The following is a 21,663-nucleotide window of genomic DNA, read 5'->3' as shown; positions in this document are numbered from 1 at the left end:
GCGGCGCTCGACGGGCGCGCCACAGATTCGAATCCGATCCCGCTGCCTCTGCGCTGCTTTCAGCCCGACGGCTCGTTTCGGCACCCGCGCGGCACTCCGGGAGATGACTGGGGACATGCTCCGCCGATCTGGCGCTCCCCCGGCTGCCGGAGAATTTGCTTTGGGGCTACCTCGGAAGAGCGCTCGACCAGCGCCCCGCCGACAGCCTAGATGCATCTCGACGCGGGTGAAGCAGGCGACGACCGAGTACCCCTCGGTGCGGCGGCGGGGCAGCACCGTTCCGCCCGCTCCATTCCCCATCACGGCGGCGGCTTACCAGTCGAGATCGGCCATGCCGCCCCTTGGCCTGGGCCTCTCTCGATCCGTGAACACATCGAAACGCGCGAGCCCGATAGCCCGCCGCGAGTTTCCGAACGCGCCCATCCAGCACCTCCAGCCGAGCCCGGCCGCACGTTGCCCATGCGCAACAACGTAGCGAAAAGCTGCGACATCGAACCAATTCCGACGCCTCACCGGGTGTACGCGAATCACCTGGCGCCTCAGAGTGACAGTTACGTCACCGTCCGCAGGTGGCAGCCGATGCCTACCGAGGACCGATGCCTTCCCATCTGAAGCGTAGTCTGCGCCACACGACCGCTCTCGTCGCCCCCCGCCCCCGGCCTACGGCGAGCGCGCTGGCAACCGGCGTCATCGCCGGCGTGCTGCTGCTCCAGCCTGGCCAGGTTCTAGCTGCGGATCAGACCTGGAACGGCCCGGGCGTGGATTTCAACGCCGGCGCGAACTGGGTTTCCGGCGTGGCTCCGGGCAGTAGCAGCGACACTGCCGTCTTTGCTGGGACGACTGCGCCATCCGCATTGTCGGTCTCGGCAAATACCTCTCTTGGCGGGATAAGATACGATGCCGGCGCCGCCGCCTACACTCTCACGCTCGGCCAGAGCATGCAGGTATTTGGCGATATCTCAAACGCCTCAGCCAGCACCCAGACGATCAACGTCGGCGGCAACGCCTTCTTCTTCTACGGCACGGCGGCAAGCGGCAGCAACGTCACCTACACCCTGACCACCGGCAACATCCAGTTCCGCGACAGTTCGGTCGGCGGGATGTCGCGTTTCGTGACCGGCACCAGCGGGCAGATCGCTCTGTTTGATACGGCGAATGCCGTCACCCTGGGCTCGCTGAGCGGCGGGGGCGTCGTCAGGAACTGGTCCGCCAGCAACACGACGCTGACCATCGGCGGCCTCAACGAATCGACCACCTATTCGGGCGCGATCTATTCAGAGGTCGGCGCCGGCACGCTGGCCGTCGCGAAGGAGGGCACGGGCACGCTGACGCTCACCGGCACGAACACATATTCCGGCGGAACCACGATTTCGGCGGGCACCCTGCAGATCGGCGATGGCGGCGCGACCGGTTCGATCACCGGCAACGTCACGAACAACGCCGCCTTGACATTCAATCGTTCGGACAGCGTCACCTTCGCCGGCAACATCACCGGCTCGGGCAGCGTCACCCAGTCCGGCGGCGGCACGCTGATTCTGACCGGCACGAACGGCTGGTCTGGCGGAACCACCATCACCACCGGCTCGACGCTGCAGGTGGGCGATGGCGGCGCGGCCGGCACGCTCGGCAGCGGCGCGATCATCAATGACGGCGTGCTCGCTTTCAAATTCTCGTCGATCGCGATTATTCGCGACGTCGCCAGCGCGATCAGCGGCGCGGGCTCGCTCAACGTCATCGGCGGCGGCATCTACCTGACGGCTGACAACACCTATTCCGGCACGACGACCATCGGAACGAACAGCGGTATCGCGATCGGCTATCACAGCGCTACCGGGACTCTCGGCACCGGCGCGGTGACGAACGACGGGCAATTAGTGGCGGCCCGCACAAATCGGCACGTCATCGCCAACGATATCAGCGGCAGCGGCACCTTTCGGCAGAGCGGCACCGGCACGGCTGTCCTGACCGGGAACAACAGCTACACCGGCACGACGACCGTCAGTAGCGGCAGTACACTGCAGGTCGGCGATGGCGGCACGAGCGGCACCCTCGGCACCGGCGCGGTCACGAACAGCGGAACCCTGGCGTTCGACCGGACCGACATCCATGTCGTTTCCAACGCGATCGCCGGCTCCGGTAGCCTGCAGCAGCTGGGAACCGGCACCACGATTCTGACCGGCACGAACGCCTATGGCAGCGGCACCACCATTTCGGCGGGCACCCTGCAGATCGGCAATGGCGGCACGACCGGCTCGCTCGGCACCGGCAGCGTCTCGAACAGCGGAACCCTCGCCTTCGACCGGACCGACATTCATGTCGTGTCCAATGCGATCACCGGTTCCGGTAGCCTGCAGCAGCTTGGTACCGGCACCACGATCCTGACCGGCACGAGCACCTATTCCGGCGGCACCACCATTTCGGCGGGCACCCTGCAGATCGGCAGTGGCGGCACGACCGGCTCGATCTCCGGCAACGTCGTGAACAACTCCGCTTTGGCCTTCAACCGCTCGGACAACGTTACCTTCAGCGGCGTCATCAGCGGCTCGGGCTCCCTGACCCAGTCGGGCGGTGGCACGCTGATCCTGACGGGCGCAAATCTTTACACCGGCACGACGACAGTCAGCACCGGTTCGACGCTACAGATCGGCAATGGCGGCACGACCGGCACGCTCGGCAGCGGCGCGGTGACGAACAATGGTGTCCTCGTCGTCAATCGGGCGGTGGTTGGCGGCACAATCACGATCGCCAACGCCATCGGTGGCACCGGCTCGCTCAATGTCAGTTCAGGCGGAGCGATCCTGACGGGGGCGAATACTTATAGCGGCACAACCCACATCTCGGCGAGCGGCGGGATCCAGGTCGGCTCCGGCGGCACGACCGGCAGTCTCGGCTCCGGCGCAGTGACGAACGACGGTCTGCTGTACCTGAACCGGAGCAATACGTACGTCGTTTCCAACGCAATTGGCGGCAGCGGCGAGCTTCGGCAGCTCGGTACCGGCACAACCGTCCTCACCGGCAACAACACCCGCACCGGCCTGACCACCATCGACAACGGCAGGACGCTGCAGGTCGGCGATGGCGGCACGACCGGCACGCTCGGCAGCGGTGCGGTCAACAACGGCGGCGCGCTTGTCTTTGACCGAGCTGGGCAGGTGACGCAGACGGGCGCGATCTCCGGCTCCGGCACCCTGCGCAAGGAAGGCACGGGCGAGCTCGTCCTCACCGGGAACCATGGCTATACTGGCGCCACCACGGTGAATGCCGGCACCTTGTCGGTCAACGGCGTGCTCAGCGCCTCCTCGCAGGTGACGGTGAACCCCGGCGGAACGCTGGGCGGCAACGGCACGGTGACGACCACCCAGATCAATGGCGGCACGCTGTCGCCCGGCAATTCGGTCGGCACCATCGCCATCGGCGGCAGCCTCGCCTTCACGGCCGGCTCGACCTATCGCGCCGAGATCCAGGGCGCGAGCGCCGACCGGGCCGATGTCGCGGGCACGGCGTCGCTCGCCGGCACATTGCAGCTCGTCGGGCTGGGCGGTGCCTATCGCTTCTCCTCGCCCTACACGCTTCTGTCCGCCACAGGCGGGCTCGGCGGCACGCGCTTCGACACCATCGCCAATCCCTTCGGAGACGGCGTGATCGTCACCGTGGGCTACACCTCGGGCGACGTCCAGCTGACCCTGGCTCCCAAGCCGTTGACCCCGCCCGAGCCCGGCCCCGATGTCCCGGTCACCCCGCCAGAGCCAACACCGCCCACGGTCGACCCAACGCCTCCGCCTGCCGGGCCGAGGATCATCGGCGTGACGGCACCCGCCAACGCCTATGCGATCGCGAAGTCCATCGACAAGGCGATTGCCAATGGCGGCGACCCGTCCTCGCTGTTCGGCATCTACAACCTGTCGGCGGCGGCGATCCCGGCTGCGGTGAACAGCCTGTCGGGCGAGATCCACAGCGCCGCGCCGGCGATGGCCCATATCGCCTCCGATCAGTTCCTGCGGACGATGCTCGACCCGATGGCGGCCGGTCGACTGGAAGCCGGCAGCGCCGGACCGGGTGGCGCCGCTTTCTCCGGCCTCGTGCGCAAAGAGGCCGACGAGCCCGCCGCCCCTTCCCGGCTCGACGCCCCCTTCTACTCGGTCTGGGGCTCGGCCTATGGCTCCTATGGCGCAGACGACGGCAACGCCGCGATCGGCACCGCCAAGCGCACCATCGACAGCGCGCATCTGGCGACGGGTCTCGACATCCGGCTGATGCCCGGCACCGTGGCCGGCATCGCGGTCTCCGGCGGCAAGGCGCGTGCCTCGCTGCCGGGCGTGCTCGGCAGCATCGATGCCGACGTGTTCCAGGCCGGCCTCTATGGCGTGACCCGGCTCGGCCCGGTCAAGCTCGGCGGGGCGCTGAGCTATGCAAGGCTCGACAACGATGTCAGGCGCAGCATTCCTGCGCTCGGCTCCAGCCTCGCCTCCTCCTATGACACCACCGCCTGGAGCGGGCGCCTGCAGGCGAGCACCGCCCTCTTCGCCTGGAACGGACTTGCGCTCTCGCCGCTGGCAGCGCTTCAGGCGACCCGCGCACGCAGCCCGGCCGTGGCCGAGGCGAACTGGGCCGGCGCCAGCAATGGCGCGCTCGCGCTGGCGCGGCGCAGCGATGTCACCAGCCGCAGCGAGCTCGGCCTGCAGCTCGATGCCGACAGCGCGCTCGCCGGCGTTCCCGTCACCGGCTATGTCCGAGCCGCCTGGGCGCATTACTTCCAGCGCGACGCCGGGCTGACCGCGAGCCTGACCGGGTTGCCGGGCGCGAGCTTCGCGGTGACCGGCGCCGAGATCGGCCGCAACAGCGCGCTCGTCAGCGCCGGTGTCGCGGCAAAGCTCAGCGAGCGCGTCTCGCTCGGCCTGAACCTCGATGGCGAACTCTCCGACCGCGGCAGCCGCATCGGTGGGTCGGCCCAGCTCAGGATCAGCTTCTGATCTCGGGCGGAGGCCGCGCTCACTCGCAGAGGACAGCGCCGCCGGCGCCCGGGCGCGGTCGCTTGCTGCCCCAGCAGGCGATCCAGGAATTGCCCTGCCCGGCCGGTGTCGAGATGACTGCGGACTTTCCGGCGCGGATCTGAACCGTGCAGCCCCCCTTGCCGGGCCCGCAGGAAAAATCGTCGCTGTAGCTGATGGTGACGCTCCGCCCGCAGCTGTTCACCAAGGTCTTGTTGCCCGTGAAAGAAGGTTCGCCGGCACGGATGCAGTTCGCCTGTCCCTCCGCCGGCGAGGTCTGCGTGAACACGAGCAGCCCGAGGGCGAGAAAAACCGGCGCCATGTCCACCCATCCACTCAAGGCGCTGCGTTGTGCAGCCCTCTCGCCGCCAGTCTGACCCGGCATCGCTCGCGCCGCTTCCCCCGTTCTGGTGAAGCGCAGCGCGAAGGCAGCGGCTAGCTCTGTGGACCGCCGACCATGGAGTGACAGATGAAGCCGACCAGCTTGCCCCGCACCGCCCGCGCCCTGTCCGGCGGCGCGCTTCTCGCCGCCGTCGTGCTCGCCTTGGGCGGCCTCGCCCTGCCCAGTGAGGCGAGCGCCCAGATCAGGTTGAAGCAGACGCAGCAATGGCGACCGACCTCGACGGTACCGAGCCGGAGCTACAATGTCCGCGACACCCCGCGTTACAGGGCCGAACAGGCCTTTGCCAGACGCAACGCAGAGGATAGGCGCCGCATGGAAGCGGATCGCAGGCGCTACGGACCCGCAATCCAGTTCGGCAATTCCCGCCCTTCGTCACGCAGCAGCAATACGAGATGCTGCAGCGGCGTGTCGCGCTAGTTCCGACACCGTTCACGCAAGGGGATCGGCGAATTGCGGCGCCGATCCCGACAAGACGACATCGACTGCAAGCGATCTGTTAACCGCTGCGACGAAAACGGGGCGGGTTTCGGCCCGCGCCTATGCTGGCCGTGCTGATTTTCACGCCGGTTTAGGACCGTACCCGCCATGGCAGCCTTCAGGTTGACATGGCGGATACATGATCTTGGCGAACTTCCCTTCTCTCGGCGCATTGGCTACCGGTCTCGCAATCGGTGTCCTCTCCACCTTCACGACCGCTCAAGCGATCGAAGGCAGGCCCGATCCGAAGACGGCGAACTCGGTCTGCGACAATGACGATGACGCCCCGACCGACGCCTTCGGCTTCACCGACGGTTCCGGCATCGCCGATCTCGGCCGCGGTAGCCTCGGCCTGACGCTCCATGCCGATGGCGGCGTCCGTCGCGGCCGCTCCATGGGCCGCGGCGCAATGCTGCAGGGCTCCTACGGCCTGCTGCCTTGCCTGGAGGTCAGTCCCTATCTGCTCGGCGGCACGACGCGTTCGCAGATCGAGCGTCAGGGGCTCAAGGACAAGGCCTATGGCGGCGGCTTCGAGGCGCGTTATCGCCTGCTCAGCCATGGCCGCCATGGCCTTGGCTTGACGATGGGCATAGATGCCGGGCTTGAGCGCAACGAGAGCCATGGCGAGGGCCGCTTCTCGACCTACAACACCACGATGCGCCTGCTCGCCGACAAGGTCCTGATCCCCGACACGCTCCATGCCGCCTTCAACCTGTCGCACAATCTGATCTGGTCCGGCCCCTCGCCGCATCAACGGGCCTCGACTTCCGTCATTGGCGGGGCGCTCGCCTGGCAGGTCGTCGAGGATGTCTATCTGAGCGGCGAGGTGCGCCATATGCGCCAGCACGACACGCTCGGCTTTGGCAAGCTCGCCGGGCACGCCACCTTCGTCGGCCCGGGCATTTACTGGCAGGCGACCGAGCAGCTCGCGGTCTCGCTGGCCTACAACGTTCAGGTCTATGGCGAGGAGAACGGCCAGCCGGGCAGGCTCGACCTGACCAATTTCAGCCGCCACCTCGTGCAGCTCGATATCGGCTGGACCTTCTGATCCGAGCTTCCTGACGCGCGTGTTTTGCTGCCTCAGGCCACGTTCCCCAGCCGCCCAGGCGAGATATCGGCCGCCGGCTCAGAGGTTGTGCTGGACAAGGGACGCCTGAAGCGTCTCGATGGGAGCGTCGCCCCTCCAGGGCGAGGCGGCGCTCAGCTATGGCGCATAGGCTGGAGCTGAGCAGGGAACCACCCAGCGAGCGGACTGCCGGCACGCCCATGACCAACGAAGATGCCTCCATCGCCAAGAGCCTGACGCCACGCCAGCAGCAGATTCTCGCAATCGTCCAGCAGGTCGGCTTCACCACCATCGAGACCCTGGCGGAGCGCTTCGGCGTCTCCGCGCAGACGGTTCGCCGGGACATCATCCAGTTGCAGGCCAGCAACTTTCTGCAGCGCTTCCATGGCGGCGCGGGCCTCGCCTCCGGCGGTTATCGCTCGGCCTATGCCCAGAAGCTGATGGTGGCGCCGCAGGGCAAGCAGCGCATCGGCGTAGCCGTCGCCGAGATCGTGCCGGCGGGCGCCTCCATCTTCCTCGATGTCGGCACGACGGTCGAGGCCGTGGCGCGGGCCCTGCTGGAGAAACCCGGCTTGCGCGTGGTGACCTCGAGCGTCTCCGTCGCGCAGATCTTCTGCAATCACGGCATTTTCGACGTCGTCGTCACCGGCGGCAGCACCCGCGGCGCCAATGGCTCGCTGGTCGGCCAGGCGGCGATCGCCTGCATCATGGGCTTCCGCTTCGATTATGCCGTTCTGGGTTTCGGCGGCTTCGACGACGATGGCGCGCCGATGGATTTCGACCTCGAGAAGATAGCCGTGCGCCAGGCCGCGATCAGTCGCTCCGCCCAGGTCCTCGGGGTCGCGGACGCCTCGAAATTCGACCAGACCGGCACGGCGCGGATCGCCGATCCCAAAGCCTTCAGCATGATCGTTACCGATGCCGAGCCGCCGGCACGCCTGCGCGAGGCCTGGCAACGCGCAGGAATCGCCTGGCTGGTCGCGTAAAGCCTTGCTTAGCCGGCCAATTTTGATCAGGGTGTAAGAAATATTACATGCGCCCGATCAACGGAGCGCCGCTTCCAGGGAGGTTGCCATGCTACGCGCCAAGATCGCGTCGCTTTGCCTGATCGCGCTCGGCTTCGGCCTGGCGAACCCGGCACAGGCGCAGAATTGCCCCAACCGTGGCACGCTCGATGCCCGCTATTGCGACGCCGATGGCGATCTGCTCGCCGACATACCGGCGGACAAGGCGCGGCAGAAGGATCCGGACACGCTGATCTTCTCCTACACGCCGGTCGAGGACCCGTCGGTCTACGAGAACGTCTTCGCCGACTTCCTGGCCCATCTGTCCAAGATCACTGGCAAGAAGGTCAAATGGTTCGGCGCCGAATCCTATGCGGCGCAGGTCGAGGCGATGCGCTCCGGCCGCCTGCACATTGCCGGCGTCGCCAGCGGGCCGACCCCCTTCGCGGTCAACCTCGCCGGCTTCCGGCCGATCGTCGCGATGGAAAAGCACGACAACTCGATCGGCTATACGCTGCAGCTGATCGTACCCAAGGGCAGCCCGATCCAATCGATCGCCGACCTCAAGGGCAAGCGCGTCGCCCATGTCGCGCCCTCCTCGAACTCCGGCGACACGGCGCCGCGCATCCTGTTCAAGGAGAAGGGCATCGTGCCCGGCAAGGACTACGAGGTCCTCTATTCCGGCAAGCACGACAATTCGATCATGGGCGTGGTCAATAAGGACTATGACGCCGCCCCCATCGCCTCCAGCGTGCTTGAGCGCATGGCTGATCGCGGCATGTTCAAGCGCGACGACATCCGCATCGTCTACGAATCCGCGCCCTTCCCGCGCACCGCCTTCGGCATCGCCCATGACCTCAACCCTGAGCTCCAGGCCAAGATCAAGGAAGCCTTCCTCTCCTTCGACTTCCTGAAGTCCGGGCTCGCCAAGGAGTTCAAGGACACAAAGGGCTTCAAGGAGCTGAGCTACAAGGCCGCTTGGTCGGACATCATCGTCATCCAGCGCGAAAGCGGCATCAGCTATACCCAGGACGGCCTCGCCAAGCTGAAGGGCGACTGATGTCTGACGGCTTCCATGCGGCGACGGGCGGCGCCTCTCCGCTCCTCGCCGTCGAAGGGCTGACCAAGGTCTACCCGACCGGCAAGAAGGCGCTTGGCGGCATCGATGTCGTCATCGACCGGCCGCAACTCGTTGCGGTGATCGGCTCCTCCGGCGCCGGCAAGAGCACCTTCATCCGCTGCATCAACCGGCTCGTCGAGCCGACGGCCGGGCGCATCCTGCTCAACGGCGAGGATATCGTCGCGCTCGACCGCAAGGGCCTGCGCGCGGCCCGGCGCCGCATCGGCATGATCTTCCAGGAGTACAATCTGGTCGAGCGGCTGAGCGTGATGCAGAACGTGCTCTCCGGGCGGCTCGGCTATGTCGGGCTCATCGCCTCGCTGCGCTGGCGCTTCCCGCCGGAGGACATCCAGGCCGCCTTCGCATTGCTCGACCGCGTCGGGCTCGACGGCTATCACAACCAGCGCGCCGACGCCCTTTCCGGCGGCCAGCGCCAGCGTGTCGGCATCGCCCGCGCGCTGATGCAGCGGCCGGACCTCTTGCTGCTCGACGAGCCGACTGCGAGCCTCGATCCCAAGACCTCGCGCCAGATCATGCGGCTGGTGCGCGAACTCGTCGCCGAGCGCCAGACCCCAGCGATCATCAACATCCACGACGTCGCCCTCGCCCGCGCCTATGCCGACCGCATCATCGGCCTGCGCGACGGCATCGTCGTCTTCGACGCGGAGGCTTCGGCGCTCACCGAAGCGGCGCTCACCGAGATTTACGGCGCTGAGGACTGGGCCCCCGCGCCGAGCGAGGACGATGACGAACCCGCGCTGATCGGCATGCGGCCGTGAGCGCACCGGCTTCGCACCATCCGGCGCGCTGGCAGGCGCCGAGCATCTTCGGCAGCCCCGGGCGCCGGCTCGCCTTCTGGCTCGCGCTCGCGGCGTATCTGACCTGGTCGCTATCGACGCTGAACGTCGACACCGCCCGCATCCTCGCCGGCCTGCCGCGGGCCTGGAACATCCTGGAGCGGATGGTCCCGCCGGATTTCAGCCGCTGGCAGCTCTTGCTCACCGGCATGGTCGAGAGCGTGCAGATCGCCATCGCCGCGACGATCGTCGGTGCCGTGCTCTCGATCCCGATCGGCATCGCCGCCGCGGCCAATCTCTCACCGCGCCCGCTCTACCTGGCGGCGCGCGGGCTGATCGTGGTCGGGCGGACCTTTCACGAGGTCATCATCGCGATCTTCTTCGTCAAGCTCTTCGGCTTCGGCCCCGTCGCCGGGCTGCTGACGCTCGCCTTCTCCTCGGCGATCTTCCTCGGCAAGATGCTGGCCGAGGACATCGAAAACATGAAGCCCGGCCCGGTCGAGGCGATCCGCGCCACCGGCGCGAGCTTCAGCCAGATTTTTGGCTATGCCGTGGTGCCGCAGGTCCTGGTCAAGACGCTCGGCGTGCTGATCTACCGGCTCGATTCCAATCTGCGCCATTCGACCGTGATCGGCATCGTCGGCGCCGGCGGCATCGGCCAGACCCTGTCGGCCTCGTTCTCGCGCTACGATTTCGATTTCGCCAGCGCCATCCTGCTGACCATCGCCGCCATGGTCGCCTTCGGCGAATGGTTCAGCGACTGGGCACGGCGGAGGCTGAGATGACCGTGCACCAGCCCGAGCCGCGCGGCACGCCGGTGCCGGCGCGCCTCTACCCGGACAGCTGGGAGCGCTACTCGTTCAAGGAGCGCCTCGTCCACTGGCTCTGGCTCGGCGGCATCGCGTTCGCCGCCGCCTGGTCGGTCTCGGCGCTCGACATCGAATGGGCCTTCTTCGCCGATGCGCACGAGCAGGCGGCCGACCTGATCGCGCGCATGTGGCCGCCGCGCTGGTCCTATTTCCCGCGCATCGTCCAGCCGCTGATCGAAACGCTGCATATCGCGACGCTCGGAACGATGATCGCCGTGGTCTTCGCCCTGCCCGTCGCCTTCCTCGCCGCGCGCAACACCACGCTGAACCAGGGCAGCTGGCTGATCGGGCGCGCGATCCTCGTGCTCTCGCGCTCGATCAATACGGTGATCTGGGGCCTGCTCTTCGTCGCCATCTTCGGGCCGGGCCCGGTCGCCGGCATCTGCGCCGTCGCGGCGCGCTCGATCGGCTTCATCGCCAAGCTCGTCGCCGAGGCAATCGAGGAGGTCGACGCCGGACAGATCGAGGCGGTCGAGGCCTCCGGCGCCCGCACCTTCCAGGTCTACGCTGTCGCGATCCTGCCGCAGATCCTCCCGGTGCTGATTGGCACCACGATCTATCGCTGGGACATCAATGTCCGCGAATCCAGCGTGCTCGGCTTCGTCGGTGCCGGCGGTATCGGTCTCCTGCTCTACGCCTCGATCAACCAGTTCGCCTGGTCGCAGGCCATCGTCATCCTGATCGCCATCCTCGGCATCGTCATCCTCAGCGAAGCGCTCTCCGCCTATGTCCGTTCCCGCATCGTCTGAGCGCCTCAGCCTCACCGATTTTCCGGCCGGCATCGGCGGTCTGGTCTCGCGCTATGACGGTTTCCTGCTCGACCAATGGGGCGTGCTGCATGACGGCAGCGCGCCCTATCCGAAGTCGCTGGCCTGCCTCGAACGCATCAGGCAGGCCGACAAGGCCGTGATCATCCTCTCGAACTCCGGCAAGCCCGGCAGCGAGAACGAGGCGACGCTGGCGAGACTCGGCTTCCCCCGCGCTCTCTACGATCATGTGGTCTCGGCTGGGGACGATGCGCGCGACGCCCTGATGGCGGGCGGCGAACCGGTCTATCGCGGGCTCGGCCGCAACTGCCTGCTGCTGGTGCGGCCGGGCGAGGAGCGCCTTGCCGACGGCCTCGGGCTGACGCCGACCGACGATCCCGGCGCCGCCGATTTCATCCTGCTGATGAGCATGGAGCCGCCGACCCAGTCTGTCGCCGGCTGGCGACCCTTGCTCGAACGGGCCGCCGCCCGCGGCATCCCGATGATCTGCGCCAATCCCGACCGCCACCGCGTCCACGCCGACGGCCATCTCCACGAGGCGCCGGGCCACGTCGCCCTGGCCTATGAGGGGATGGGCGGGGCGGTCCATTACCACGGCAAGCCGCATGCGCGTATCTACCGGACCTGCCTGCGCCTGTCGGGCATCCCTGCCGCCCGGCTACTGGCCATCGGCGACTCGCTCGAGCACGATGTCGCCGGCGCGGCAGGCGTCGGGATCGACTCAGCCTTCATCGCCGGAGGCATTCATCGCGGCGAGCTGCGCTGGTCGGCGACAGGCGAGATCGAACCCGACAGCTGTCGGCGCCTCTTCGCGCGCGAAGGCCTCGCGCCGCAATTCGCCCTGCCCTGGTTCCAGTGGGATTAGAGCCGGCCCCCTCGGACGTCTCAGGCCCATCGCCCGGCCAGAAATGGTTCACCCCCGACGCAAAGCGCGAGGGTGAACCATAGCCGGTTCGATGGCCGGCGCTAAGCTGACGCTCAGCCCTTCAGCTTGGTATTGCACTGGCTCCAGTAGCCGCCGCCCTTCTCGATCCATTTCAGCTCGCCATTGGCGTTCGCCGTCTTGTTGGCGTTGTACTGGTCGGCGCAGGTCTTGAGGCGCGCCCTGCCCGCCGTCTCATTGCTGTACTTCGCAGCAACCGCCTTCGGGAACACCGCGGCCTTGGCCTTGCCCATGGGCTTGGCCGGAGCGCTGGCGGGAGTGGCGGCCGGGGTCTCGGTCACGGCAGCGGCGGCATCGGCATCGGCCGCGTCGTCGTCACCGCATTGCGCCTTGCGGAAGTCGTTCCACTTCTGCCCCTTCAGCGAGTTCGCCTTTTTGGCGTCCTGATACTTCGCGCTGCATTCCTTCATCGTCAGCGCCGAGGCCGGCGCAGCCATGAATCCCATGGCGAGACATGCGAGCGCAGTCGAAAAGACGAGGTTTCTCATGGGAGGTCTCCTTCGGGCGATGAGTCGCACTCACCGTCGCGAGATTAAGCTGCGATGTATCATCCTGTCATCGCTATCAAGGAACTTCCTTGCTTCCCCTGCGTTCCCTACGCCGCAATATTTCGGGAGCATGAGATGATCCGGTCTGCTGCCTTCGTCACCGCCGTAAGCCTCGCTTTCGCCCTGGCCGCCTGCAACACAGTCGAGCAGCGCGTTGGCGGCGCTGCGGTCGGCGCGGGCACCGGCGCGGTTGTCGGCGGTCCAGTCGGCGCCGTCGTCGGAGGAGCGGCCGGCGCGGTCAGCGCCCCGACCGTCGTCCGAGCGACAAGGCGCGCAACGCGCTGATCCCGGAAGGCGCCTGCTCACCTCACTCTTTCTGGCCTTCGAACGGAACCCTGCCGTCGCAACCTCGTTTCGACAGGGAGCCCTGTTACGAGAGATGGAGTTTCAAGCCATGGACAACGACAAGCGGATGCCGCCGGATGTGCCCCGCAGCGGAGACGCGGCAAGGGACGAGATCGAACGCGCTGCCAACGGCGTCGCCGAGCGGGCGAGCGAACTCGCCAGCCGCACGGCCGACACCGTCAAGGGCGGCTATGAGCGGGCTCGTGAGAAGGTCGCCGAGATCGACCCGCGCGAGAGCCTGCGCGACGCCGGCCGCTATGTTCAGGAAACCGGCGAGGCTGCGGTCGAGACGGTCGAGCGCCATCCCATCGCCGCCTTCGCGCTCGGAGCGGTCAGCGTCGGATTGATCGCCTGGGCGATGACAGCCCGCCGCTCGCCGAGCTGGCAGCCCGATACCAGCGGCTGGACTCGGGTGCTGCGCGATTATGGCGACGAGGCCCTGCGGGCTGGACGCGAGCTTGTCGGCAATGGCCGCCAGCAGCTCGACCAGGGCCGCGACTACCTGGCGCGCGGCCGCGATTATGTCGATACCGGGCGCGACTATGCCCGCGAGGGTGGCCGGATGCTGATGCAGCGGTCCGAGCGCGAACCGCTCGCAGCGGTGCTCGGCGTCGGCATCGCGCTTTATGTGCTCGGCTCGCTCTTCACCAGCAGCAGCGCGCCGCAGCCCGCCAAACGGCGCACAACCAAGCGCTGACCCCAGAAGCCAGGACTCAGGAAACGGGCGCGGGCGCGCAGATCAGCCGCCCTTGCGCCCGGACTTGTCCTTGCCGGCTTTCTCCTTGCCGGTCTTCTCGACCGTCGGCTTGCCGGAACGCTCGATCGACGTGATCGCCAGGCTTGGCTTGCCGGATTTCTCGGCGATCACCCGATCCTGCTCGATGATCGCCTCGCGTGCCGGCTCATCGCCGTCAAGCCCGCCGAGCAGGATGCTCGGCACCCGCCGGTTCGAGGTACGCGAGCCATCTTCATAGAACACGTCGAACATGACGAATTCTGCATCGAGCGGCTTCGATTTCTTGCGGGACATACCAGATCCTGTTCGTCGGTTGGACGCTCGGCAGTCGCGACGCGCCGGGGCTTCCTTGACGCGCATGGGCGCGGAGCCGCGACTGCGGACTATCAGCAGGGCAAGTGAGCGATCGCCCTGCGAGGTAGAGGCCATTCGCGCACAAGGCAAGCCCTGACGGCATGACGTAGCCACCGCTTGCCCATGCGGCAGCGCCCAGCGCATAACTGCGCCGGTTCGCAGCTGCAGGAAGACTACAATGGAATTTCGCCCCGATATTGGCACGCTTTCCCCGACGCTTCGCGAGCATCTGGCGCCCGGGAACCTTCTGCGCGCCGGCATTAACCTCTCGAACTTCCTGCTCGTCTCGAGCCGCGGCCCGGGCGGCGAGCCGCAGGGCGTCTCGCCAGACCTGGCGCGCGCGCTCGCCGAACATATTGGCTCCAGCTTGCGCTATGTCCCCTATGCCAATCCCGGCCTGCTCGCCGATGCGGCCCTCCGCGACGAATGGGATGTCGGGCTGATCGGCGCCGAACCGCAGCGGGCCGAGACCATCGGCTTCACCCCGGCCTATGCCGAGATCGAGGCGACCTATCTGGTTCGCGACGCCTCACCGCTGCGCAGGATAGCCGATGTCGACGTGGAGGGCGTACGCATCGCCGTGACCGGCCGCGCCGCCTACGGACTCTGGCTCGACCGCCATATCCGCAAGGCGACGCTGATCCGCTCCGGCACGCTCGACGAGGCCGCCGTGGATTTCGTCGAACAGAAGCTCGAAGCCCTCGCCGGCCTGCGCCCGCGCCTAATCTCCGACCGCGCCGCAATCCCCGGGACACGCCTGCTCGACGGCCATTTCATGACGGTGCAGCAGGCGGTCGGCGTGCCCCGGCCGAAGGCCGAGGCGGTGGACTATCTCACCCGCTTCGTCGAAGCCGCGAAGGCCTCGGGCTTCATCGCCGCCCTGATCCGCAAGCACGGCGTCGAGGGCCTCAGCGTCGCGCGCTGAGGCTCAGGCGCCCGTCCCGTCCGTCCCGGCGCCGCAGACCAGCGCGCAGACCTTGCTGCCGGGCTCCGGAACGAAGCGCTTCGACTGCAGGGCCGCGACCGCTGCTGCGCCCGAGAGATCGGCCGCGAGACCGAACTCGAACCAGAGCGAGCGTGCCGCCGCATCCATCTCCTCGTCGCTGACCAGCACGATCTCGTCGACATTCTTGGCAGCCGCCTCGTAGATCGCCTGATCGGTCTGGCGGCACGACATGGTGGCCACGCGCGTCTCGAGCTTGTCGAGCGTCACCAGCTTGCCGGCTACCAGGCAGGCATGCAGCGTCGGCGAGCCATAGGGCTCGATGCCGATGATGCGGGTCTTCGGCCTCAGCGCCTTCACGGCAGTCGAGAGGCCGGTGATCAGGCCGCCGCCACCGATCGCGACGAGGATGACGTCGACTTCGGGCATCTCGTCAAGGATATCGAGACCAAGCGTGCCCTGCCCCGCGACCACCACCGGGTCGCTGAACGGATGCGCATAGGTCGCGCCGGTCTTCTGGGCATGGGCGAGCGCCGCGGCATTGGCGTCGTCCCAGACCGCGCCGACGATCTCGACATCGGCGCCCCACTTCTTGAGTTTGGCGACCTTGTCGGCGACGACATTGGACGGCAGGAAGATCTTGGCCTTGGCGCTCAGCACATGGGCCGAGCGGGCGATGGCGAGGCCGTGATTGCCGCCGGAGGCGGTGACGACGCCTGCCTTGAGCTGTTCGGCCGAGAGCGTCAGCAGGCGGTTCATCGCGCCGCGGCCCTTGAACGAGCCGGCCGCCTGCAGCAGTTCGAGCTTCAGCGTGACGCTGCCGCCGAAATCCTCGCCCGTGCTGGCGTGGGCGTAGGGCAGCAGCGGCGTCTTGCGGATATGCGGAGCGATGCGCCAGCGCGCGTCCTGGATGTCTTCGAGGCTGATCACGACAGCGTCCCCTTGTAAGGCGCGGCCACGATCAGGCAGCAATTGCCCGGCTTGACCCGGCCCGGCTGGCGCCGGCCATAGAGGATGCCGTCGGCCGCATAGTGCAGCGTCTCGGGCGGGCGCGTCGGGTCCCAGGTGCAATGGATCCGCCCGGCGGGCTGGCCGGCGCTGACCTTCTCGCCATTGGCGTGGAAGGGCTCGAAGACGCCGTCGAGCGTGGCATAGACATAGGCCGCCGTGCCCGGCAGTTCGAGCACCTGGCCGTCGCCGCGGCGCGGCTCGCGCTTTTCGAGCGCGACGATGCCGAGATGGTCGAGCACATTGGCGACGCCGCGCCGGCAGACCTTCAGCGCCTCCAGCGAAACCGTGCCCGCGCCGGCCATTTCGGTCCCGACCGTGACGAGCCCGTTGCGGCAGGCGGCGGCGGTGGCGGTGCGCGGCTCGCCGAGATTGGAGATCACCACCGTCATCGGCGCATCGAAGGCCTGGACCGCCGCGACATTGCGCTTGTGCAGCGCCGGATCGTCGGTCGGCTCGACGATCGCGCTCGGGATGATGTCGAGCGAGGAGCCGCCCGAATGCAGGTCGAGGAAGGCGTCGCCGAGCGGCATGATCTGGTCGTTGACGAAGGCGGAGATCTGCTGGGTGATGGTGCCGCGCGGATCGCCCGGGAAGGTGCGGTTGAAATTCAGCCCGTCGACCGGCGAGGTGCGCTGCCCGGCGATCACCGCATGGACGTTGTTGGCCGGCATCAGAATGAGCCGCCCCTGCACCCTCCCGGGGTCGAGATCGCGGATCAGTTCGCAGATCGCGATCGGACCTTCGTACTCGTCGCCATGATTGCCGCCTTCGAGGATCGCAGTCGGGCCCTCGCCGTTCTTGATCACCGCGACGGGGATGCGCGTCGCGCCCCAGGCGTCGTCATGCGGCGAATGCGGGATCATCAGGAAGCCGACCTGCTTGCCGTTCTTCTCGGGATCGACGGTCAGGAAGGCCGAGGAGGGGCGCGGCGTGGTCTTCTGGCGGGGGTTGGTCATGGCGGGGCTCGCGGACGCGAAAGGGCGATCGGGGCCGGCCGGGCCCCGTGATCTCGCCGGAAAAGAAAGGAGGCCAGGCACGAATGTGCCTGGCCGAAGAAGGAAGGCTGCTCAGAGGGTCGGCAGCGGATCCATCGGCATGTCCAGATACTTCTTGTGCAGCCGGTCGAGCTCGCCGTTCAGCGTGTTGAAGAAGATGAAGCCGTCGAGCCAGCGCACCAGATTGTGCTGGTCCATCTGCACGCCCATATGGGCCGGGCTGCGGCGGATGGTGAACTTGCGCTCGAATTCCTTGTTCGGGTTCTGCTTGGCCAGCGCCTGGGCGACGATCGAGTTGGTGGCGAGCAGATCGGCCTGGCCGGTGATGTAGGCGGCGGCGGCGGTCGCGTCGTCCTCGGTGCGCATCACGTTCGCCTTCGGGGCGGCTTCGGTGATCGCGAGTTCCTGCGTCGTGCCCTTGGCGGCGGCGATGCGGGCCGAGCCGAGCGTCGCCGCGCTGTTCACCGCCGAGGACTTCGGCCCGTAGACCGCAAGGAAGGTGTTGGCGTAGGGCGCCGTGAACTGGATCTGGCGCGCGCGCTCAGGCGACAGGCCCATCACCGAGATGACGATGTCGACCTTGTCGGTGAGCAGGAACGGAATGCGGTTGGCACCGGTGATCTGCTGCATTTCGAGCTTCACGCCCAGGCCCTTGGCGACCATCTCGGCGAACTCGATGTCGAAGCCGATCGGCTTGCGGTTGGCGTCCTGCGAGCCGAAGGGCGGCGCGTCGAGCGGCACGCCGATGCGGACCACGCCCTTGGACAGGATGTCCTGGAGCTTGTCGGCGCGGGCTTCGGCGGCACCGAAGGCGGCGATGGCCATGGCCGCCAGACCTGCAAACAGCTTACGCATATGTCTTCTCCCCTCCTTGACCGGAACTGGTTTCTTCGCCTCAGTGCAACACGGCGCTGAGGAAGGTCTTGAGCTCGGGCGTCTGCGGCTCGGCGAGCACCGCCGCGGCCTGGCCTTCTTCGTGGATCCGGCCCTCGTGCATGAACACGACGCGCGAGCCGAACCGGCGGGCAAATCCCATCTCGTGGGTGACGAGGATCATGGTCATCCCCTCCTGAGCCACGGATTCCAGCACCTTCAGCACCTCGCCGGTCAGTTCCGGGTCGAGCGCCGAGGTCACCTCGTCGAACAGCATCAGCTTGGGCTGCATGGCGAGCGAGCGGGCAATGGCGACGCGCTGCTGCTGGCCGCCGGAAAGCTGGGACGGAAAAGCATCGAGCTTGCCCTCGAGGCCGACGCGGCGCAGCACGTCGCGCGCGATCTCGCGGGCCTGCTCCGGCGCCTGCTTCTTCACCACCCGCGGCGCGAGCGTGATGTTGTCGCAAACCGAGAGATGCGGGAACAGGTTGAAGCTCTGGAAGACGATGCCGACCTGCTGGCGCAGCTTGCGCAGATCGGTGGCGGGATCGTTCACCTGGACGCCGTCGACACGGATCGTGCCGGCCTGGATCACCTCCAGCCCGTTGACGCAGCGCAGCAAGGTGCTCTTGCCGGAGCCTGAGCGGCCGATCACCGCAACAACCTCGCCCTTGGCGACGTCGAGCGAGACGCCCTTCAGCACCTGGACGGTGCCGTAGCTCTTGCTGATTTCCCGGATTTCAACGAGCGACATCGAGCTTCCGCTCGAGCGAGCGGCTCCATTGGGTCAGAGGGAAACACATCAGGAAATAGATGCAGGCGACGGTGATGTAGACCGCGAAGGGCTTGTAGGTGCCCGCCGCCGTCAGCTGACCCTCGCGGGTCAGCTCGACGAGGCCGATCACAGCCGCCAGCGAGGTGTTCTTGATCAGCTGGACCAGGAACCCCACGGTCGGCGGGATCGCGACCCGTACCGACTGCGGAATGATGACGTAGCGCAGCTGCTCCGCCATGGAGAGGCCGAGCGAGGCGCCGGCCTCCCATTGCGTCTTGGCGATCGAGACCAGCGCGCCGCGCCAGATCTCGCCGAGGAAGGCGCTGCCATAGACCGAGAAGCCGACGGCCGCGGCGAGCCAGGGATTGACCGAGATTCCGATCAGCGGCAGCCCGAAGAAGATCAGGAACAGCCAGACCAGCAGCGGCGTGCCCTGGACGATATGGGTGTAGCCGGCGGCGATCCAGCGCACCGGCGCGAAAGGCAGGATGCGCGCGATCGCGATGGCCAGGCCGAGGACAGAGGCACCCGCGAAGGCGGTTACGGTCAGCAGCAGCGTCCAGCGCGCCGCGCCGACGAGGTACATCACGTCGATGAAGCCGAATTCTCTGATCATCGCTGCACGAAAGCCAGGCGGTAGATCACCGCGAAGAGGCCCCGGAAGGCGAAGGCGAGCGAGAGATAGAGCACGCCGATGACGGTATAGACCTCGAAATCGCGGAAGGTGCGCGACTGCACGATCGAGGCGGCATGGAACAGGTCCTGCACCGAGATCTGCGAGACCACGCTGGTCGCCAGCATCATCAGCACGAACTGGCTGGCGAGCGCCGGGAACATCGCCTTCAGTGCCGGGAAGACCACGATGTAGCGGAAGACCTGCAGGCCCGAGAGCCCGAGCGAGTGCCCGGCCTCGATCTGCGCCTTCGGCACCGCTTCGAGGCCGGCACGGACGATCTCGGTGGTGTAGGCGCCGAGATTGATCACCAGCGCGATCATCGCAGCGGTGAGACCATCGAGCCGCAGGCCGAGGCTCGGCAGGCCGAAGAAGATCAGGAAGAGCTGCACCAGCAGCGGGGTGTTGCGGATCACCTCGACATAGGCGCCGACGAGACGGCGCAGCCAGCCGGGGCCGTAGACGCGCGCCGCGGCGCAGAGCACGCCGATCGCGAGGCCGCCGACCATCGCGACGCCGGACAAGAGCAAGGTGATCCAGACGCCCTCGAGGATCGACTCCCAGGCGGCGAAGACGTCGCGGAACTGAAGCCCGTACTTCATCGCGCTCGGGCCTGCCCGGCCTGCAGACACAAGGCCTGCTGCGCAAAGACATCAAGCCGGTGGTGCGGCAATGGCGTCATGTCTCCCCCTCTTTGAAGTGGAGGCTAGATTGACTTCTTATTTGATGTCAAGCTTCATATATGAAACCGAACCGGTATGGGCGTCATGAGCGATCCCGTCGAAGCCGAGACTGACGACAAGGCCTCCTACGCCGCGCCGGCGCTGGAGAAAGGCCTCGACATTCTCGAACTCCTGGCCGAGGTCGGCGAACCGCTCTCGACCCGCACGATCGCCGAGAAGCTGCGGCGCTCGAAGAGCGAGATCTTCCGCATGGTCTTCGTGCTGCAGCAGCGCGGCTATCTCGAACGCGAGGCGGGAACCGACCGGCTCGGCCTGTCCCGCCGCCTGTTCGACCTCGGGATCAGGACGCCGGGCGGCAAGCAGCTAACCTCGGCCGTGCTGCCGCTGATGGAACGCTTCAGCGAGGAGAGCGGCCAGGCCGCCCATCTCGTCGTGCTCAGCCGGGCGCAGACCGTGGTGCTGGCGACGACCGCCGGCCATCTCGATGCCAGCGTCATCGTCCGGCCGGGCTATGGCAGGCCGGCGCTGGAAGCCAATTCCGGCCTGCTCATCCTCGCCTTCCAGTCTGAAGCGAGACGGCGCGCACTGATGCGCGAGGCCGAGCCGGAATTCCGCAAACGGCTCGATCTGCCGGAGACAGAGGCGATCTTCGCCGAGATCCGCGAGCAGGGCCATCGCATCGCGCCGAGCCGCGACATCCTCGCCGTCACCGACATCGCCTGCCCGATAGTCGGCCTCTCCGGCTATGCCGAGGCGGCGATCCTCGTGCCGTGCCTGCAGCGCCATGGCGTCGACACCGACGAGGGCGCGATCCTGCTGACGCTCAAGGCCTGCGCCGCCGAAGCCGGGCTGCGCCTGCCGCTGGGTTGAGCCGGAATCTAGAAAAACCTCGGCATTTGCCGCAGGGAATCCCCGTCAGCGCCACACGCTCTCCAAGATTGCCCGCGATTTTCCCCCTGACCGCAACAAACGGCACGGAGGAGGACCGTCAATGGCCGAGACCGCGACGAACACGCAGGCACCTGTGATGACCGATCCCGAGTGGATCGCGCTCGAAAGCATCAACGAGGAGACCCGCCGCTTCATCTTCGGCGAAGCGATGCTGCGCCTGCTCCAGGGACGCGGCCTGGCCGAGCCCGGCGACGAGCGTTGGAACGTCACGCAGGAAGGCCAGCAGGCACTCCAGGCGCACAGCAACTGAACGGGCGGCCTTCACCGCAGTTCCGAACCGGCCGGCCGGTTGCAACTGGCTGCGGCGATGCGCATCTCTGCGGCAGCGACAGCCCAAACGCA

The 21,663-nt window shown here is 67.3% G+C and carries 23 protein-coding genes; 14 read left to right on the top strand and 9 right to left on the bottom strand.

All coding sequences use genetic code 11. The annotated features are described in order from the left end of the window. Positions 1–596 precede the first annotated feature (596 nt). Positions 597–4,970, top strand: a complete 4,374-nt coding sequence (locus tag DK26_RS22400) for an autotransporter-associated beta strand repeat-containing protein (protein WP_083533471.1) — start codon at positions 597–599, stop codon at positions 4,968–4,970. 19 nt (positions 4,971–4,989) lie between these two features. On the opposite strand, the gene DK26_RS22395 is transcribed toward DK26_RS22400, so the two are convergent. Then, positions 4,990–5,310: a hypothetical protein gene (locus DK26_RS22395; RefSeq protein ID WP_066477278.1), complete on the bottom strand. Its 321-nt coding sequence runs from the start codon at positions 5,308–5,310 to the stop codon at positions 4,990–4,992. 147 nt (positions 5,311–5,457) lie between these two features. On the opposite strand from DK26_RS22395, the gene DK26_RS22390 reads away from it, so the two are divergent. The 8 genes from DK26_RS22390 to DK26_RS22355 all read left to right on the top strand — a co-directional run bounded on the left by DK26_RS22390 (position 5,458) and on the right by DK26_RS22355 (position 12,356). Then, entirely contained in the window at positions 5,458–5,808 is a 351-nt protein-coding gene (locus DK26_RS22390) for a hypothetical protein (RefSeq protein ID WP_066477274.1), read from the top strand. A 205-nt stretch (positions 5,809–6,013) separates the two neighbouring features. Further along, positions 6,014–6,916: a hypothetical protein gene (locus DK26_RS22385; RefSeq protein WP_184231689.1), complete on the top strand. Its 903-nt coding sequence runs from the start codon at positions 6,014–6,016 to the stop codon at positions 6,914–6,916. A 218-nt stretch (positions 6,917–7,134) separates the two neighbouring features. After that, positions 7,135–7,920: a DeoR/GlpR family DNA-binding transcription regulator gene (locus DK26_RS22380; protein WP_066477270.1), complete on the top strand. Its 786-nt coding sequence runs from the start codon at positions 7,135–7,137 to the stop codon at positions 7,918–7,920. 88 nt (positions 7,921–8,008) lie between these two features. Then, positions 8,009–8,998: a phosphate/phosphite/phosphonate ABC transporter substrate-binding protein gene (gene phnD / locus DK26_RS22375; protein WP_066477268.1), complete on the top strand. Its 990-nt coding sequence runs from the start codon at positions 8,009–8,011 to the stop codon at positions 8,996–8,998. Then, positions 8,998–9,837, top strand: a complete 840-nt coding sequence (gene phnC / locus DK26_RS22370; RefSeq protein ID WP_066477263.1) for a phosphonate ABC transporter ATP-binding protein — start codon at positions 8,998–9,000, stop codon at positions 9,835–9,837. Before phnD ends, phnC begins: the two co-directional genes overlap by 1 nt. Next, entirely contained in the window at positions 9,834–10,640 is an 807-nt protein-coding gene (gene phnE / locus DK26_RS22365; RefSeq protein WP_066477261.1) for a phosphonate ABC transporter, permease protein PhnE, read from the top strand. The genes phnC and phnE (DK26_RS22365) overlap by 4 nt, the downstream gene beginning before the upstream one ends. Continuing rightward, a complete protein-coding gene (gene phnE / locus DK26_RS22360; RefSeq protein ID WP_083533470.1) occupies positions 10,637–11,473 on the top strand; it encodes a phosphonate ABC transporter, permease protein PhnE in 837 nt (278 codons plus the stop codon). Before phnE (DK26_RS22365) ends, phnE (DK26_RS22360) begins: the two co-directional genes overlap by 4 nt. Next, on the top strand, positions 11,451–12,356 hold the full coding sequence (locus tag DK26_RS22355) for a TIGR01459 family HAD-type hydrolase (protein ID WP_066477259.1): 906 nt from the start codon (positions 11,451–11,453) through the stop codon (positions 12,354–12,356). Before phnE (DK26_RS22360) ends, DK26_RS22355 begins: the two co-directional genes overlap by 23 nt. A 113-nt stretch (positions 12,357–12,469) precedes the next feature. Here DK26_RS22355 and DK26_RS22350 read toward each other — a convergent pair whose 3' ends face one another. After that, positions 12,470–12,922, bottom strand: coding sequence for a hypothetical protein (locus DK26_RS22350; RefSeq protein WP_066477257.1), 453 nt, complete (start codon positions 12,920–12,922; stop codon positions 12,470–12,472). A gap of 135 nt (positions 12,923–13,057) precedes the next feature. Between DK26_RS22350 and DK26_RS22345 the strand changes: the two genes are divergently transcribed. Both DK26_RS22345 and DK26_RS22340 read left to right on the top strand, forming a co-directional pair. After that, complete coding sequence (locus tag DK26_RS22345) at positions 13,058–13,267, top strand: hypothetical protein (protein ID WP_066477255.1); 210 nt, start codon at positions 13,058–13,060, stop codon at positions 13,265–13,267. 109 nt (positions 13,268–13,376) lie between these two features. Continuing rightward, the gene (locus tag DK26_RS22340) at positions 13,377–14,024 is read left to right on the top strand and encodes a hypothetical protein (protein ID WP_066477252.1); all 648 of its coding nucleotides are present in this window, start codon (positions 13,377–13,379) and stop codon (positions 14,022–14,024) included. 42 nt (positions 14,025–14,066) lie between these two features. Here the strand turns inward: DK26_RS22340 and DK26_RS22335 are convergent, their stop codons facing one another. Then, positions 14,067–14,357, bottom strand: a complete 291-nt coding sequence (locus DK26_RS22335; protein WP_248310071.1) for a hypothetical protein — start codon at positions 14,355–14,357, stop codon at positions 14,067–14,069. Between the two features lie 238 nt (positions 14,358–14,595). Between DK26_RS22335 and DK26_RS22330 the strand changes: the two genes are divergently transcribed. Beyond that, positions 14,596–15,342 carry a transporter substrate-binding domain-containing protein gene (locus DK26_RS22330; protein ID WP_066477250.1) on the top strand — a complete coding sequence of 249 codons (747 nt, stop codon included), beginning with the start codon at positions 14,596–14,598 and terminating at the stop codon, positions 15,340–15,342. Between the two features lie 3 nt (positions 15,343–15,345). Here DK26_RS22330 and DK26_RS22325 read toward each other — a convergent pair whose 3' ends face one another. The 6 genes from DK26_RS22325 to DK26_RS22300 form a co-directional block, all read right to left on the bottom strand. Then, entirely contained in the window at positions 15,346–16,290 is a 945-nt protein-coding gene (locus DK26_RS22325) for a pyridoxal-phosphate dependent enzyme (protein ID WP_066477249.1), read from the bottom strand. Next, positions 16,287–17,327, bottom strand: coding sequence for a succinylglutamate desuccinylase/aspartoacylase family protein (locus tag DK26_RS22320; RefSeq protein WP_066477248.1), 1,041 nt, complete (start codon positions 17,325–17,327; stop codon positions 16,287–16,289). The genes DK26_RS22325 and DK26_RS22320 overlap by 4 nt, the downstream gene beginning before the upstream one ends. A gap of 111 nt (positions 17,328–17,438) precedes the next feature. After that, the gene (locus DK26_RS22315) at positions 17,439–18,221 is read right to left on the bottom strand and encodes a transporter substrate-binding domain-containing protein (protein WP_066477246.1); all 783 of its coding nucleotides are present in this window, start codon (positions 18,219–18,221) and stop codon (positions 17,439–17,441) included. A 40-nt stretch (positions 18,222–18,261) separates the two neighbouring features. Continuing rightward, entirely contained in the window at positions 18,262–18,993 is a 732-nt protein-coding gene (locus tag DK26_RS22310; protein WP_066477240.1) for an amino acid ABC transporter ATP-binding protein, read from the bottom strand. After that, entirely contained in the window at positions 18,980–19,627 is a 648-nt protein-coding gene (locus DK26_RS22305; protein ID WP_083533503.1) for an amino acid ABC transporter permease, read from the bottom strand. Before DK26_RS22305 ends, DK26_RS22310 begins: the two co-directional genes overlap by 14 nt. Next, positions 19,627–20,289, bottom strand: coding sequence for an amino acid ABC transporter permease (locus tag DK26_RS22300; RefSeq protein WP_066477237.1), 663 nt, complete (start codon positions 20,287–20,289; stop codon positions 19,627–19,629). The genes DK26_RS22305 and DK26_RS22300 overlap by 1 nt, the downstream gene beginning before the upstream one ends. Positions 20,290–20,454: 165 nt before the next feature. Between DK26_RS22300 and DK26_RS22295 the strand changes: the two genes are divergently transcribed. Further along, positions 20,455–21,240 (top strand): helix-turn-helix domain-containing protein, encoded by a 786-nt coding sequence (locus DK26_RS22295; protein ID WP_184231690.1) that lies wholly within the window; start codon positions 20,455–20,457, stop codon positions 21,238–21,240. A 121-nt stretch (positions 21,241–21,361) separates the two neighbouring features. Further along, the gene (locus DK26_RS22290) at positions 21,362–21,571 is read left to right on the top strand and encodes a hypothetical protein (protein WP_066477233.1); all 210 of its coding nucleotides are present in this window, start codon (positions 21,362–21,364) and stop codon (positions 21,569–21,571) included. The last annotated feature ends 92 nt before the right edge of the window (positions 21,572–21,663 follow it).

The sequence above is a fragment of the Allobosea sp. WAO genome (assembly GCF_001509835.1).
In the GTDB taxonomy this organism is placed as follows: Bacteria; Pseudomonadota; Alphaproteobacteria; order Rhizobiales; family Beijerinckiaceae; genus Allobosea.
The sequence above is the reverse complement of the archived record's forward strand: the minus strand, read 5'-3'. Positions and strand labels throughout refer to the sequence as shown.